At 57.6% G+C, this 14,364-nt stretch carries 14 protein-coding genes; all 14 read right to left on the bottom strand.

Features of this window, described 5'->3' with window-relative positions:
- Window positions 1–2: 2 nt before the first annotated feature.
- The 14 genes from HZS81_RS14400 to HZS81_RS14335 all read right to left on the bottom strand — a co-directional run bounded on the left by HZS81_RS14400 (window position 3) and on the right by HZS81_RS14335 (window position 14,323).
- The gene (locus HZS81_RS14400) at window positions 3–1,178 is read right to left on the bottom strand and encodes a ParB/RepB/Spo0J family partition protein (protein ID WP_179931223.1); all 1,176 of its coding nucleotides are present in this window, start codon (window positions 1,176–1,178) and stop codon (window positions 3–5) included.
- A 1-nt stretch (window position 1,179) separates the two neighbouring features.
- Entirely contained in the window at window positions 1,180–1,953 is a 774-nt protein-coding gene (locus tag HZS81_RS14395) for a ParA family protein (RefSeq protein ID WP_022524305.1), read from the bottom strand.
- A 201-nt stretch (window positions 1,954–2,154) separates the two neighbouring features.
- Window positions 2,155–3,090 carry a recombination-associated protein RdgC gene (locus HZS81_RS14390; RefSeq protein WP_179931222.1) on the bottom strand — a complete coding sequence of 312 codons (936 nt, stop codon included), beginning with the start codon at window positions 3,088–3,090 and terminating at the stop codon, window positions 2,155–2,157.
- A gap of 436 nt (window positions 3,091–3,526) precedes the next feature.
- Window positions 3,527–3,901: a hypothetical protein gene (locus tag HZS81_RS14385; RefSeq protein ID WP_179931221.1), complete on the bottom strand. Its 375-nt coding sequence runs from the start codon at window positions 3,899–3,901 to the stop codon at window positions 3,527–3,529.
- Complete coding sequence (locus HZS81_RS14380; RefSeq protein WP_179931220.1) at window positions 3,898–4,350, bottom strand: hypothetical protein; 453 nt, start codon at window positions 4,348–4,350, stop codon at window positions 3,898–3,900. Before HZS81_RS14380 ends, HZS81_RS14385 begins: the two co-directional genes overlap by 4 nt.
- On the bottom strand, window positions 4,347–4,727 hold the full coding sequence (locus HZS81_RS14375; protein ID WP_074218046.1) for a hypothetical protein: 381 nt from the start codon (window positions 4,725–4,727) through the stop codon (window positions 4,347–4,349). The genes HZS81_RS14380 and HZS81_RS14375 overlap by 4 nt, the downstream gene beginning before the upstream one ends.
- 70 nt (window positions 4,728–4,797) lie before the next feature.
- A complete protein-coding gene (locus tag HZS81_RS14370; RefSeq protein ID WP_074211803.1) occupies window positions 4,798–5,619 on the bottom strand; it encodes a thioredoxin fold domain-containing protein in 822 nt (273 codons plus the stop codon).
- 95 nt (window positions 5,620–5,714) lie between these two features.
- Complete coding sequence (locus HZS81_RS14365) at window positions 5,715–6,284, bottom strand: hypothetical protein (RefSeq protein WP_022524297.1); 570 nt, start codon at window positions 6,282–6,284, stop codon at window positions 5,715–5,717.
- 65 nt (window positions 6,285–6,349) lie between these two features.
- Window positions 6,350–6,694: a single-stranded DNA-binding protein gene (locus tag HZS81_RS14360; protein ID WP_074211802.1), complete on the bottom strand. Its 345-nt coding sequence runs from the start codon at window positions 6,692–6,694 to the stop codon at window positions 6,350–6,352.
- A 147-nt stretch (window positions 6,695–6,841) separates the two neighbouring features.
- Window positions 6,842–7,306, bottom strand: coding sequence for a hypothetical protein (locus HZS81_RS14355; RefSeq protein ID WP_179931219.1), 465 nt, complete (start codon window positions 7,304–7,306; stop codon window positions 6,842–6,844).
- A gap of 184 nt (window positions 7,307–7,490) precedes the next feature.
- A complete protein-coding gene (locus tag HZS81_RS14350; RefSeq protein WP_179931218.1) occupies window positions 7,491–8,723 on the bottom strand; it encodes a hypothetical protein in 1,233 nt (410 codons plus the stop codon).
- A gap of 134 nt (window positions 8,724–8,857) precedes the next feature.
- Window positions 8,858–9,448, bottom strand: a complete 591-nt coding sequence (locus HZS81_RS14345) for a DUF6927 domain-containing protein (protein WP_179931217.1) — start codon at window positions 9,446–9,448, stop codon at window positions 8,858–8,860.
- 159 nt (window positions 9,449–9,607) lie between these two features.
- Complete coding sequence (locus HZS81_RS14340) at window positions 9,608–12,190, bottom strand: DEAD/DEAH box helicase (protein ID WP_179931216.1); 2,583 nt, start codon at window positions 12,188–12,190, stop codon at window positions 9,608–9,610.
- Window positions 12,191–12,193: 3 nt separating this feature from the next.
- Window positions 12,194–14,323, bottom strand: coding sequence for a DNA methyltransferase (locus HZS81_RS14335; protein WP_179931215.1), 2,130 nt, complete (start codon window positions 14,321–14,323; stop codon window positions 12,194–12,196).
- Window positions 14,324–14,364 lie beyond the last annotated feature (41 nt).

The following is a 14,364-nucleotide window of genomic DNA, read 5'->3' as shown; positions in this document are numbered from 1 at the left end:
TGCTATTCCTCTCCTTCGACGCCAAGCAGTTGAACGTCCGATACTCGCGCCCGCAACGGCTCCTCGTCACCATTGTCGAGGCGAACCCAGCAATAGCCCGCTTCAGGGTCAATGCGATCCGTGTGCAGCACGCCACTGCGATGCCCGTCTGAGGTGCTGACGCTGACCACGATCCGAGCCCGTGCCGGCTCCTTGGTGGGTACTGGCTGTGGCGGGGTGGCGTCCTTGGCCTCAGGGTCTTTCCGTGCATCCCACTTGGGAGTGGCCTTGTCCTCTTGCGGCAGCTCGGCGCCAGCGCCAGCTTCTTCTCCCGCAGCAGAACCTCTCTGGCCAGGCGAAGGGCTGGATGACGCTTCGCTCGAGCCCGCGGAGGTGCCGGCACTTGGCTCCTTGTCGCCATCGCCGCCCTCAGAGGGTTCCTCGAATCCCCGGAGGCTCGGTTGGTCGTCGTTGGTCCCAGGGCCAGGAGCCGGCGCCGGGTTCTCCGGGGACGGGATCTCGGGATCTTCAGGCAGGCCGCCTTTCTTGGCCTGCTTCAGAAGCTCACGGCATGCCTTCCGGCTGATACCTTCCTCCAGGGCCTTGGCGCAGATCCGCTCTGCCTGTTCCGGGGCGATAGAGTGCAGCTGGCGCAGCGTGTTGAGCGATTCCGGGTCAGACGTAACCTCCTCATCGTAGAGACGCATCACGCAATCGGGGAGCTTCAGCAGGGACAGGTGGGAGGAGACGTACCCCCGGGACTTGCCTAGCCGCTTGGCGACATCCATGCCCTGCCAGCCGCGATCGATGAATTTCTGGATGCCCTTGGCGATCTCCATCGGGGTCAGGTTCTCGCGCTGGATGTTCTCGATCAGCTCGCCAGCCGTCTCATCCAGGTCGTCCAACTCCTTCTTGTTGACGATCGCCTCCACAGGCACACCAGCCAGCTTGCAGGCTCGCCAGCGCCGCTCACCCTTCTGGATGCGGTATTTCCCGCTCTCGTCCTTGGGATAGACGATGATCGGCTGCTCCTGGCCGTTCACCTTAATCGACTCGGCCAGCTCCTCGATGCCAGCAAACTTCTCTCGTACCTGCCCTTGCTTGGGCTCTACCTCGGCGGTATCGAGCATCAGCACCTCTTTCGCACCCTTGGAGCGACGAGACAGGCTTTGTAGGTTGCTCAGGTTTCCCAGTGCCATGTCAGCCCACCTTTTCCATGAGTTCGTTGATGACCGCCCGAATGTCCTTCGCCGCGTCACGCGCTGAGGTCGTCTTGATGCTCCACACGGGGACGCCGAGGTTGTTGGCCTCGTCCAGTTTCCCGCGCAGGCCGATCTCCGCGGTGTAGACCAGATCGGGGACTGCTTCGCGCAGCTGCTCGCATGCCCGCAGGTGAGAGGGGAAGTTGCGGTTCAGATTGTTGATCACCATGCCGGTGTTCTCCAGGTCGGGGTTCAGCTCCTCCTGGACGTTGATGATGGTGTTGAGCAGGCCTTCGACGCCATCCAGGGCGAAGCCACTCACTTGGACCGGGCAGATGACATGGGTGGACATGGTGAGAGCGGCGACGAGCTTCCGGCCAAGGCTGGGCGGGCAGTCGACCGCTACATAATCGTAGTGCTCGAGGATTCCGCTGGCCTTCAGGTTGTTGATCGGGTTGAGCACGCAGTTGAGCGGCATGGACTCGATTTCCGACAGCTCAGGGTCGTTCTTCTCGGTCCAGATCAGGTCCATCCCACGGGCGCACCGCATCGGGCGGATGTCGGTGTAGTCTTCCCGGAACAGGAACGCGGAGGGGGTTCCCGTGTACTCGCCTTCCTGCTGACTCAGGCGGCTGGAGGTGTTGCCCTGAGGGTCCAGGTCGATAGCGAGCACCCGAAACCCTGCCTCCTGTAGGTGGAAGACAGTCTGGAGGCAGATGGTCGACTTGCCGACCCCGCCTTTCTGATTGGCGAAGCTGATGATCTTGGTCATGGTGTCCCCGGTTGCCCGGCCTCCAGAGGAGGCAGGATGGTTGGTCCTTGCCCGGCTCAGGATGCAGGGCCTGGCCAGGCCAATTTCGCATGCGAAACATAATAGTCGACATAAAGTGAGCCGACAAGGATCATAAGGCGGGACAGGTAGAGCATAAAAAAGGCCTAGCGGGCGCCAGGCCATAGAGGGTTATGCCGAGGCCTAAGCTGCCTCTTGTTCCTCGGTGGACGCCTCCTCCTCGATGACCGGACTGACCTCGCCACCGAGTAAGCCGATCAGCTCCTCGATGACGGCCGCGAGGGCTGGGATGTGCAAATGGGCTTCGGTGTCGAAGGCCGAGGCATCGTCATCGGAGGGGTCGGCACCCTCGATCAGCGCGTCATCGAATTTGACTTTCTTGAGCGCCAGGTCGTCCTGGAGAACCAGCGCCAGCTGGTCGGTTCTGGCCACTGCAAGAGCTGAGCAGATTCGGCCGCCCTCGAGGTGTTGCTGGATCTCGTCGCTCTCGAGGTCGACCTCGGTGGCTTTGATCACGCCCTCATCCCCGGATGGGGACTCAAGCTGGCATGCCTCGCCCAGCTCCCAGCCTTCCGCACGCTCAGCCGGGTTGGCCAGCCAGCGTGTCATCAGGTCAGTAGCGCGATCGCGAGTGGCGAGAGGTGTGACCTTCAAGGAGCCGGTGGTCAGCCGGAGCAAGTCCAGCGCTTCCTCAGCTTTCTTGCGACTGGCGGCATCCACCAGAATCCAGCCTCGCTGGGTGTCGATGGCCACGAGGAAGTGACCCGTGCGCTTCAGCGCTCTGGGCAGCAGCTCCTCGTAGACCTCCTCCTTCAGGATCTGCTTCTCAGCTCGCCGCAACGGAGATCCAGACGCCTTCTCGCGTGCCGCAGCACGCTCCTCAACCTCTTCTTTGACCGCAGCGGCAGGAAGTAGCCGCTCTTGCCGGCTGAAGCGCAGAACCAGGAATTGCGAGTTCACCGGATGCACCATCTGGTCACCACAGACGGTCGACCACCCTACCCTTTTGGCCTCGGTCGCGGCGCAGGCTCGGAACAGCTGCTTCTGGCACAGCTGTGCCAGCTGGTCGGCGCCAGGGAAATGGCTGTGGGCTCGGTAGATCAAAGCATTGTCGAACATGTAACCCCCTATCGCAGTGTGGTGACTATGGATAGGGGCGCAGGTGTCGGGTAGTCCTAGAGTTAGGCACGCTATAGATAACGGTATAACTCCTCCTCCCCACCAGCTATGCCGGCAGCTGGCGCTGCTGCTTACCGGAGGGACGCCGGCCCATCGACGCCCAGCGCCTCCCGGAGGAAGGTGTTGGCTGCTCGCCGGCCGGCATTATCCCGCATTCGATCTGGGGCTCCGTCAGCTGCGGTGGCCCAACATGACGCATACGCCGCCAGAACCGGCTCAGCATCTTCCACCCTGCCTTCATTGAGGCAGTGCGTGATGTAGCGCTTGTCTTCATTCGTGAGAGGAAGCTCTCGGAGCTGTTCAAGGCGAGTATCTGCATGCGCCATATTGTAACAATACCAGACGACAATTTATAGGATTGCGAAGGATCTAGCGTCTAGTGCCGGCCCCCACGGGGAGGTAGAGCGATCCGGGGGCGGGGCTTTGAACTACCCGCAGCAAGCGCCTCACGAGCGTCGTGGCCTAGGTTCACAACGCCATGGACGGCCTCCTTGAGGTGCCAGACGCCATCCTCATAGGGCGCAAGGCTGACCCTGGCCAAGCCAGCTGGGAGGTGGACTGTGAAGCTCTGAAGGTGGGGGTCTTCAGAGCTATCGATCAGGTCCAGCTCGATTTCATCGATTTGGTCGGTGGCCACGGCATACACCGTGTACCGGGCATCGAGACCCAACTGCTGGCGGGCGAGTCTGCTCATCATTTCATCGAACTGCGGTGGGGTGTCGGAGACCTTGATACTGGCTTCGTCCCTCATGAGGCCTCCCCTGGGGTGCCATAGCCGGTGGCTTTCGCCCGCCGATCGGTGCGATGGCACAGCCTGCGGCCGTCGATCCATAGCTCCCGGAAGATGCCCTCATGGGTGTAGACGCCGATAAGGACATCCAGGGGCTCCATGTAGTAGGTCGATGACGGCTGCTGGGTGTCATCGACCAGCGCCTCTTCTCGGACCTTCATCACCAACGCTGTCTGCCCAGCCAAGGGCACGGCCTTGTTCTTCATCCCCCACTTCCAGACGACGACCTCCTTGGGGGCGAAGCGCTCATGGGAGGGGGCCTCGTTCAGCATGTCCAGCGCCAGGCTGCGAGTGGCTGCCGTGATGGCGCGATCCCCAGGGTCGACTGTTGCCTGTTCGTCAGCTGGCGCCTTCCGGCCGGTGAGCCACCGGCCCAGCCCTGCCAGCCAGGGCTCCTTGCCTTGTGTCATGCGTCAATCCTCGGGTTTTTCCGGTTCCTGCCGACTGCGACAGCTACGCCAATCAGCGTCCAGCCAGCAACGATGGTAAAGCCCAGGTGGAGAAACGCCCCGTAGGGTGGTCCCAGCTTCACCGAGAGGAACATTGACCCGCCGAATGCAATGAACCAGCGGAACCAGTAATCAGCAGAGCGCTCCGCTACCCAGCGGGCCTGCTCCGGGGTGAGAGGATGATGCAGCCAGCGGCGGGGATAGATGGTCCTCTCGCGATTCCCATGGCCAACCTTGCGAGGCTGGCGCGGGAAGATGCGGTTGACGGCAAGCTGCGGGAACATGCCCTCCAGGGCACGTCGAGCAACACTGATGCGTGGCGGTTCATAGTGTGACATAGACGCCCTCTAGCACAGCGCCCGGGCTCCTCGGGAGGAGCCTGGGCGCCTTGGTCGGTCATGGAAGAGGTTACAGGTTGCGAATCTCGGCAGCACGCAGGGCGCCGCGGCGGATCTGTGCTTCGCCGTTCGCGTCCTCGTAGATAGTGGTCGGCGTGGCGCCGATGCCCGCCTGCTGAGTCAGCTGGCTGTTCTGGCTCACGATGTCCATCGCCTCGGTGCTAGAGGCCCCGGAGATTGAGCCGCCCTGCTTGATGGTGGCCATGGCCTCTGCCGGGTTCTCAGCATCCACGATCTGTGCCGCTTCGTGCAGCGACTGCTCTCCCAGGAAGCCCACCGGCACCCAGCGAATGGTCACGTCCTCGAGGACATCACGAGAGGCCTCATACATGCGCTGGCAGTAGGGGCACTGGGTATCATAGATGACGTACAGCACGCGCTCGCCAGAGCCCTCTTCGACGTAGAACGGGGCATCCTGGATCAGCTCCAGCGCCTTGGCTTCTTCGTCGTCGGAATAGCCGTTGTCGGCCTGGCTGGCGCCAGCTCGACCCGGCATGTTTGCTAGGGGGCTGTTCTCCATGTGCTCTTCCATGTGCGCCTGGGTCAGGTTCTCACCGCCCTCACCGAGGATCATGCCGACGAACGCATGCTTGCCGTCCTCGGTGGTGTAGATCACGTTGGTGTCATTCTCGACGCTGATAACCCAGCCATTGATCCCTTCCAGGCCAGTGTCGAACGTCTTGTCCACCTTGGCGCCCGGAATGCCCAGGTCCGCTACTGCCTTGGGCAGCTCCTTGGCTCCCTCAGCTTTCGAGTCTTCGGCGAAGGCACTGCCGGTCATCAGGGCAGAGGCGATGGTGACAGCTGAGGCGATCAGGGTGAGGTGCTTCATGGGTGTGCTCCTTGAGCTTAGGTTTGCGCCAGCAGAACTGGCGTGTCTCTCGCCATGCAGGGCATGGCCACATCGGGTTTTTCCTATCTGCTGCATCAAGGCAGCAGCTCTTCAATGTCCGCCTCGCTGCGGGAGGCGGCCTGTTCACGGGCCTCTTGGTTGGCTCGGCGAACAAGCTCACGGGCCTCTTCATAAAGGTCCGAGGAGCTGTAAGAGGTGTCACCATGGCGATCCAAGCTGGTCTCAATCGTTGGCGCGTCTGTCGGAAGGCCGAGGTCACTGAGCACCGTGTCGGTAATGTCCGGGAGTGACCCATCGAGCACGGCTGCCTGGCGCACGATCACCACGGCGCCATCCGCCACCTCTTCAATCGCGGGGCGCACGCCACTGTCGATGCGGGATAGGGTGGAGATCGCGGCGTCTCGTGTCTCACCGTCCTCGCCCAGCAGGCTGCTGGCTGCGGCACGGCGGGCATTCACGTATTTCGCGGTGTCGAAGGTGACGATCTGCGGTGTCTCTGCGTCGGACGATGCCCAGGGAAGCTGGACCGGGATGACGGTCAAGGCGAAGGCGGCAATGCCCAGCGCCCCGCCCACCACGGGGAGCACCCTTGCCAAGGGAGATTGTTCTCTGGGCTTCTGTGAATTCGGTTCGGTGTCGCTCATGGCTGCCCCTGTCGTCTACGCATGAAAAAGCCCCAGGAGTTACCCAGGGGCTATAAATGAATGATTTAGAAGGGGATCTCCCCGTCTTCTTCCTCGTCACCTGCACCGCCATTGGCAGAGCGCGGGTCACGCAGGATGCGGCATGTGTCGACCATCAGGTTGGTGTACACCGTGCCATTTTGTGCCTTGCGGAAAGACAAGGCGCCTTCCACAAAGACCAGTTGGCCTCGCATCAGGCGGTCTTTCATCACTTCAGCGAAGCGACCACCGATGATGCAGTTGAGCCACATGGCTTCATCAGTCGACTTCTTGGCCATGTTGATGCCGAACCGAACGTAGGTGTTTCCCTTGTCGTTGGTGCGTGCTTCAGGCTCACCGATGTGACCGATCTGGATAGTCTTGCCCCACATGTTCAATCTCCTCTCTCTCAACATTCCCACCGAATGGGTCTCGGTAGGGGATAGGGGCACCACTGACACTAATGGCCGCCTCCTGGTGATTTTTTTCGATAGGCCGAGAAAAGCCCCCTAGCTCGAAGAGTTAGGGGGCGGGAAACATCACCGCTGTAGGTGACGTGCGATCTTTGCCCTGGGCTGGAGGAATTTCCATTGCGCCAGGTTGTTGAGGAACATGCGGCGGAAGAACCGCTTGGTGAAGCTCACCACGAACACGTCCTCATCGCTGTCGATAGACTGCAAGGTGCTTTCCCGGTGCAACTCACGGTCAGGCCGGCGCACCTGGATCACAGTCCCGTCCTCGGTGGAGAACGCGAAGCCCTCCAGGTCATTCAGCGAGAACACCTCAAAGGCCACGTTGGCATCAGTGCCAAGGCTGGCCATCTCGCGCTGTGTTGGCTGGCGCCAGCTACGTCCCGCTTGGCGAGGGAGGACGAATCGCGACCCTTGCTGGGGGTCGATGGCGAATGCCACCTGATCCTCCTCGAGGCTGTCCTGGGGCAGCCCGCCAAACTCACGACCAAAGGCCAGCGCATCTTCCTGGTTCACGATCAGCTCGATGTTCATTGCTCTCTCCTCTCACATTCCTGCGTGATGCAGGTCTCAGAGGGAGATAGGGCGGGGACTGCCACTCAGCTGGCGCTGGAAGGCTGGCAAACGGATTTCGCATGCGAAATCGGCGATCGCCCGGGTTGAGGGTATGCGGGCAGGAAAAAGCCCCCTGACGCTTAGCGTGCAGGGGGCGAGTGAATCATGATGCTGGACGAATCGAGCAGCGTGTCACCACGGTCTGGGGAATCCCCCGGTATTCACCGTGTTCCTTCACACGCCCCTTCAACACGACCTTATCCTCCTCGAGGGCCTTGCCAGTCTTCCAGATGATCTGGCGGCCTTCGGGATCTCGAAAGATATGCTTCCACATCAGGCCCCATCGCGTTTCCGACGAAAAGGACCGCTTCCGCACAACCTTCGTCTCCAGGCGCTCACCAAGCTCCCCGGCGTACCCGAGGGCCTTCAGTGACTCAGCGCCAGCCTCAAGCTCCTCATGGCGGTCAAAGGCGGTCACCGCTGCGGCCATGACGCCGACACCACGCTTCAAGCCAACCATGTCGAATCGGGCATGATGAATGATCATCGACTCGAATTCGCCGAGGTCAGCCTTCTGCGGGAGCACATTACGCGCCCAGTGGATCACAGCGTCTGCCCGAGCCACGTCCTCCGAGGAAAAGGCCTTCATGCCCTTGCCCACCATGCGGCCGGAGCGTGCCATCTCCCCCACTATCTCAGCGGTAGCGAGGTCACCTGTCTCCTCAGCTCGAGCGCGTGACACGAAGCCTCGCTGGCGGATCTGGCGTACTGCCGCTGCCATCAGCCAGCGAAGGTCAACCACCGGCTCAGGCGGACGACCGTTGCTGAGCCCAACCTCATCGATTTCCTCGACCATATTGATCACGGTCATCAACAGCTGGGCTCGCCGCATCATCGCTTCGGCGCCCTGGCGGCCGACATAATCCTTCAGGCAGGTTTTCCCCACCTCCAGGATCTTGCCGGTTTCCACCTCCTCCAGGAGGAAGAGGTAGCGCCGCTCACGTTGCATGTGGCAGTGATCGCAGTCACCCGTCGCATCACCTGAGCGATACGGCTCTGGGAGCCGGTTGTAAGCCCAGGCCAGGGGGGTGACCCGAACGGCTTGCGCCGCTGCCATATCGATCCGCGCCAGCATGCGATACCCATCGATCTTCGGGGGCTCGCCTGTGATGGCGACCTTCACGGCGAGGATCTTCTCCTCACGGATGTAGGACATGCGATCTTCGAGGTCGACCGTCTCGTGGGTCCACGGTTTCACCGCTTCCTCCAGGACGCTGATCTCGAAGGGCTGCATACCGAGCTTCTTGGCCTTGCGGTCCAGCTTCTCCACCTTCTCTCGCAGCGCGGGGAGGTGACACTTGGGAATCCAGCAAGTGGTCTTGCTCGTCTTAGTCATGATCGTCTCCTCTCTCATTCCTGCGGGATTGCAGGTCTCAAGAGGAGGTAGGGCGGCCAGTGTCCGATCGAGCGGCGCCGGTAAGCGGGCATGAAAAAGCCCCATGCTGAGAACAGCAGAGGGGGCTGGAAGGATTATGCGAGCAATTCAGCATCGTCGAGATGCTGCGAGGTGAGCCTCACGAACGAGGAACCCCCTTCTGGCCTGAAGACATTGCGGCGCCGAGGCAAGTTCACCTTGGTGAACGTGTCGGCTTCCAGGCCACCAACGAACCGCACCTTGTACGGCAGTTTGATGCGATCGCCCTCTTTCAGTCGAGCACGACGCTTCTTACCCTCAGCATGCTTGCGGCAACGCTCGCGCCAGTCACTGGCCCTCTCCCTCGAGGTTTCCGAGAAGACACTCAGGCGGACCAGCTCATCGGTTGGCGTCAGCAGCATGAGGATGCCGATAGGACACTGAGATTCATACGGCCCCATGCTCTCGTCCATCGACTTGTAGCAGAACTCACCCTGCATGCTGTTCGTCTTGACGACCGCGCCGAGCGTGAAGGTCACCGGGGGCTCGCCATCCGACTCACCCCGCCTGGTGACTCTGACCGCGGCGTAGTAGGTCGATCCCACAAAGCTCGATTTCAGCACGATATGGGAGCCATCCGCACTGGAGTAGTTGTCGTCCAGGTAGGCTTTCTTGTCGACCGGCATCGGGATGCACATAGTACCCATAGTCATTCTCCTCTCTCATACCTGCTGGATTGCAGGCCTCGATAGGAGATAGGGCGGCGGGTGACACCCCTCCGGCAGTTTCGCATGCGAAAAAATTGGCTGCCTCTCTGAATGGCCGCCTACGCCACATGAAGAGCGTCACCTCGGTGCAGTCCATGGTTAGTAGTCGTTAGCTACCGCATGGCCAAACAATCTGATCACATCTTTCGCACCGCGGATAGCTTCCCGCACCTCGTCCTTAGTCAGATCAAGCACACGGAGCTTACCTTTCACCTCGGCCACGGACTCGATACGGCGGTATGCGCTGGCGTGGTTCTCGGCATACACCGCCAGGCCTTGCAGCTTGGGTAAGGCATCGGCCAGGTGGAGCCCATGTGGGTCAACAATGTCCGCGACAACTTGGCCATCTTGCTCGGCAAAGAAAATGAAATCCGGGCGCAGGATTTTATACTGGTCAGCTTCCTGGTACGCGATACCCAGCGAGGACTGCCCCGGCTGCTGTGGGTTGCGGTACCAGAAGGAGAAACCATCGCGATTGGATTCACGCTCAAGAACTTGCTGCTCCCAAGTATTCAACTCTGCGGGGTAGTTACCATCCTCATCGCATAGCAGATGTTGCTGCCAAGTGGGTAGATCGCTTTCCTTTTCTCCCTGTCGCACCTTGGTCGGTTCGAATTTGGCTTCTGGTTTCACAAGCTCAACATTCTGGGGTTCGGTGCTCATTTCAATGACTTGACGATAGGATTCTTTCCGATCATCAGAAAGTGTTTTGATTGTCGGCCAATACTGAGTGAGCCAATCCTTTGCAATCCCATCTGCAATTCCGTCGAAATAATCCTGTACTTCTGTCACCAAGCCCAAGCCTGCAACGGTGACACGGGCTTCAACGATGGCTTCCAGAAACTCCTCTGGATCGTCATCCACACTGGCAACCTTGCGGGCAAGGTGTTCAACGTAGGTACGCGAAATATCAGGGGTTAAAACTCGAGCCGCACGGCGGTAGGCGTCATCAATGACCGCCATATCGGCATCTTCCCAAAACTCATTGAACGTCTTTTTCTTGCCCTTCATGTCAGCGACTACCGTCTTGCCGTCCACGGTCAATATAGAGTCACGTTTGGCTTTGATCTTGTCCTGGTGCTGGGCCTGGAACTCGTCGAGCGCCTGGTGCAGCAGACCATGTGCCTTTCTGCCAGCCCCTTCGAGAATGTCATCATCTGCCAATTCTTGAGCCAGGGCAGTAAGCCGCTTGGCGGGTTTGGCGGCACGCTGGGGGCGAGTCTGTGAAGGCAGGGCTTCGAACGTTTCCCAAAACGCACCGGAAGCAGCAGGGTTTGGGTGCATCTCAACTGGATTCACCAAGATGCGACCTGGCGTAGCTGAGGAGGTGTCGTCACCACTCATCAAGGCTTCTACTACGCTTTCAACCGTCTTGCGATTGAACCTCGGCAACAAACAGTCCACGGCATTCAAGCGCTCATTCCCTGGAATGCGGCGCGCAAGAGGCGAGCGGACCATGCGCCCCAATAACTGCGTGATGTGGGTTCGGTCGTTTGCAGCCCTAAAAGACACCATAACTTCTGCACGGGGGCAATCCCAGCCAGTGCTGATGGCATCCTTGGCAATCAAGACACGTACCCAGGTCGAGTCCTGGACGCGCTGTGGTTCGATATAAGGCACGTCACGGTTGCCGAATCGTTGAGTCGCATGCTCACCAAACACATGGGCGACACTGCTGCTAGGTAGTTCTGGATATCGGGCAAAGATAGCATCCAGAGAACGGCCTATTTCGTTCGGGTCGGGCGTATTGGGCACCTGCAATACCATCAGCGGTACCACCATTCCTGAATCTTGCTGTTGCTTGGCGTATTCTGACCAAAGCATTGCCGATTCCCGCAGCTTATCCGTAGCGCGACGCACCAAGAGTGTATCGAAGTCGCCTACTTCATCAGGAATATCCAGCAGAATAGTGTCCTTGATAAGACCTGATTCTTGTACTTTGGCCGAGTCAACAACCACGTCTGGCAGTTTCGTGCGCTTAATGGCCGTTTCGATAGCCTTGTTGAAACGCTCTACCGTGGCTGAGATGCCCCAGACCACTGGAATACCCGGCACGGCACCAAACCCATTGATCATGCGCTGAACAATGGTGCTTTTCTCCTTGTTGCCGTTACCCATCCCACGATGTGCTTCATCAAGCACCAGGTACAACGTAAGCTCAGGATCTTCAATGGTGTTCTGTATGGTGTCCCAAATGGTGTACGCACGCAGGTCGGGGCGAGTTTCCGGAAATAACCCGCCCGCTTTTTCCTCCAGCTCGTCTTGGTCGTGTCCACGGACAAGCAAGCTGTTCTTGCTCAGCTTCTGTGTGTTCAGGAAGTAAATCTTCCCGGCCTCGAACTTTGGCCGACTGAATGTATTTTCTACTACCACCATATCGGTGTGATTAATACGGTCGCTGGATTCTCTTAGGCGAAAGCGGGTCTGTTCATTCAGCGAAGGGTCGTCGCTAAACCAGATAACCACGGCACCAGGATCGGCATCGAAATCGAATTCGTCGTCACCATGGAATAAGGCTTCGAATGCCGCAGCGGCCATCACGGTCTTACCAGCACCTGTTACAGCGGTTAGTGAAAAAGCTGATTTATCACTATGACTATGCCAGTAGGTACGCGCCTTATTCAGATTTTCCAGAGAATCACGCACCGCGTCCGCCTGGTAGTCTTTAAGCGTAAACTTCATTGATTATTCACCATTAGCAAAGCTGAAATTGGTCAGATAGGACTCGTACAAGCGCACCGGCTCTACACCCTCTGGCAGGCGTCGAGCAATAGCCTGGAAGCGGCGGTCATCATCGGTCACGATATACGCGATCCGAAGCCTCTGAACTTCATTCAATGCTTTAATGAAGGGAGTGGCCTTGTCTACCTCGGTCAGCAAGCCATAAGAATCTGCAACCGCCCAGCCACTCTCGGGGAGACTGTCGATACGCTTGCCATGTGCGCCTGCGCGAAGCCACAGCAAGGGCGCGATGCGGCTATAAGCCAGGTTATGGTTAACAGCGTCCTTGGCTTCATAGGTCAGCGTGAAAAACTCTGCATTTTCCTCGAAACCTTCTGACATAGGGAATTCATCGGTGAATTTATAATCACCTTTTATCGGATGCTCTTCTGGATCTCTTCCTGTAATTGCCGCCAAAACTCGTGGCTTAGTTATATAATCACAAATACCCAACGCTTCCCACTCAAAATCTCCCGGGCGAAGATTTTTCTTACGCAAATATTTTTGTTCGTCTGCCGAGACCTCGTTATTAGTGACTGAAATACATTGTCGATATCCGCCATCTTGGCGATTTAAGCGCATAACAGCATGTGCAGTTGTTCCAGATCCTGAAAAAAAGTCTAAGACAATGGCATTTCTTTTTTCTCCTACAAAAAAACGAAGTGCATCTTCTACAGCGTATAACGATTTTGGAAATGGAAATCGACGCCCTGGTAACAAGCGGGAAAGAATAACCGACCCCCCATTTTCGGCATTATGCGATGGCATATTCCAAACTCGTTTTGGAATTACCCCTTTCTTTTCCCGATAAACGGCTTGGACCGCTCCATCTGCATCACAACCGGTTATAGCAATTCTTCCCTCTTGAATGGCATCTACAGTACCACTTGGAAGATAATGAATAGATGCTTTACCTTCCTGTGGCTTGTGTCGCCTTGAGCGAATAAAACCGTGTTTTAAATACCTTCTAGAAGTTTCAGGCGTAATACCCCAAAGCCCTTCATCTCCATTGGGCCTGAGAGGCCAGACAGCGAATGTACCTTGAGGCGGCACAATTGATTTACGATCTACATCATCTCCTATTGGATCGCCAATAGAGTGTATATACCCAGATTCAATATTGACAAAAATAGGGTAAAATTGGTTCGGCCTGGCACCTCTACGAGCAGTCGGCTCACGACGTCGCAACCCCAGCCAGTCAACTTTTTTTCCGATTTTATCGGTTGCTGAGCGCGAATCATCAAGCATATTTTGTTCGCCAAGAGAAACTTCCGACTTACCTATTCTTACAAAATAAATATATTCCTCTACTCGTGAGAACTGCCCGAACCTCGCCACTCCTTTGGCACTTATGACAGTGGTGACCATCTCGATCTCTGCCTCTGGGAACAACTGTTCAAGCAGCAGCCCGAGGCGTAAGTATTCTTTTTCATCAATGGTGACAATTAATACAGAATTATCTGGCCTTAAAAGTTCTTTTGCAATTAGAAGCCTTCGCTCCATAAATGCAAGCCACTTGCTGTGGCGATATAGGTCATCAGTCTCCACATAGCTATTATTGTATTTCCAGTCTTTAGCACCTGTGTTGTAAGGTGGGTCGATATAAATTGCGTCAACCTTTCCGCGATGTGTATAGGTTAATAACTTTAAAGCATGATAATTTTCGCCATTAATAATTGTATGGTAAGGCCTGTCATCGCTACGCTCGACTTTCCCGGTGCTGATCAAGCCCGGAAAGATCGTATCGCGGAATTCAGCTACGACCACCAGATCATTAAGGGAGACAGTTTTCTTCTTCTGGTCAACCCCATCCTTAAGCTCTAATTCAGCCAGCTCCTTTTTCTTTTGAATTGCTTTGACTTGCCATAGGCTCTGATCGCCTTTTCCGGTCGATCCACGCGGTGGAAGAACTCGCACTTTGTCGCCTTTCCGTATAGAGCGCAGTGGTAACTCCACCGCTTCAGGGCGATGGCGCTCAAAGTTCAGGCCAAAGGGCAAGCGGGATGAAAGAGCCTTAAACTCTCTGTCCAGGTCGGCCCCTAGCTTAGGGTCCTTTGCTTTTAGATCAGCAATCAAATCGGTCAGTCGTGACACTAACAGCTCCTAATTCTTTTGGTTCTGCTATCCATTGGCCA

Origin of the sequence: Vreelandella salicampi (genome assembly GCF_013415105.1) — a bacterium.
Taxonomy (GTDB): domain Bacteria; phylum Pseudomonadota; class Gammaproteobacteria; order Pseudomonadales; family Halomonadaceae; genus Vreelandella; species Vreelandella salicampi.
Note: the sequence above shows the minus strand (reverse complement) of the source record. Positions and strands in the feature narration are given on the sequence as shown.

Bases quoted from the DNA above. Each gene is read 5' to 3' on its own strand.
- HZS81_RS14400 (WP_179931223.1), bottom strand. From the start codon at position 1,178: ATGGCACTGGGAAACCTGAGCAACCTACAAAGCCTGTCTCGTCGCTCC.
- HZS81_RS14395 (WP_022524305.1), bottom strand. From the start codon at position 1,953: ATGACCAAGATCATCAGCTTCGCCAATCAGAAAGGCGGGGTCGGCAAG.
- HZS81_RS14390 (WP_179931222.1), bottom strand. From the start codon at position 3,090: ATGTTCGACAATGCTTTGATCTACCGAGCCCACAGCCATTTCCCTGGC.
- HZS81_RS14385 (WP_179931221.1), bottom strand. From the start codon at position 3,901: ATGAGGGACGAAGCCAGTATCAAGGTCTCCGACACCCCACCGCAGTTC.
- HZS81_RS14380 (WP_179931220.1), bottom strand. From the start codon at position 4,350: ATGACACAAGGCAAGGAGCCCTGGCTGGCAGGGCTGGGCCGGTGGCTC.
- HZS81_RS14375 (WP_074218046.1), bottom strand. From the start codon at position 4,727: ATGTCACACTATGAACCGCCACGCATCAGTGTTGCTCGACGTGCCCTG.
- HZS81_RS14370 (WP_074211803.1), bottom strand. From the start codon at position 5,619: ATGAAGCACCTCACCCTGATCGCCTCAGCTGTCACCATCGCCTCTGCC.
- HZS81_RS14365 (WP_022524297.1), bottom strand. From the start codon at position 6,284: ATGAGCGACACCGAACCGAATTCACAGAAGCCCAGAGAACAATCTCCC.
- HZS81_RS14360 (WP_074211802.1), bottom strand. From the start codon at position 6,694: ATGTGGGGCAAGACTATCCAGATCGGTCACATCGGTGAGCCTGAAGCA.
- HZS81_RS14355 (WP_179931219.1), bottom strand. From the start codon at position 7,306: ATGAACATCGAGCTGATCGTGAACCAGGAAGATGCGCTGGCCTTTGGT.
- HZS81_RS14350 (WP_179931218.1), bottom strand. From the start codon at position 8,723: ATGACTAAGACGAGCAAGACCACTTGCTGGATTCCCAAGTGTCACCTC.
- HZS81_RS14345 (WP_179931217.1), bottom strand. From the start codon at position 9,448: ATGGGTACTATGTGCATCCCGATGCCGGTCGACAAGAAAGCCTACCTG.
- HZS81_RS14340 (WP_179931216.1), bottom strand. From the start codon at position 12,190: ATGAAGTTTACGCTTAAAGACTACCAGGCGGACGCGGTGCGTGATTCT.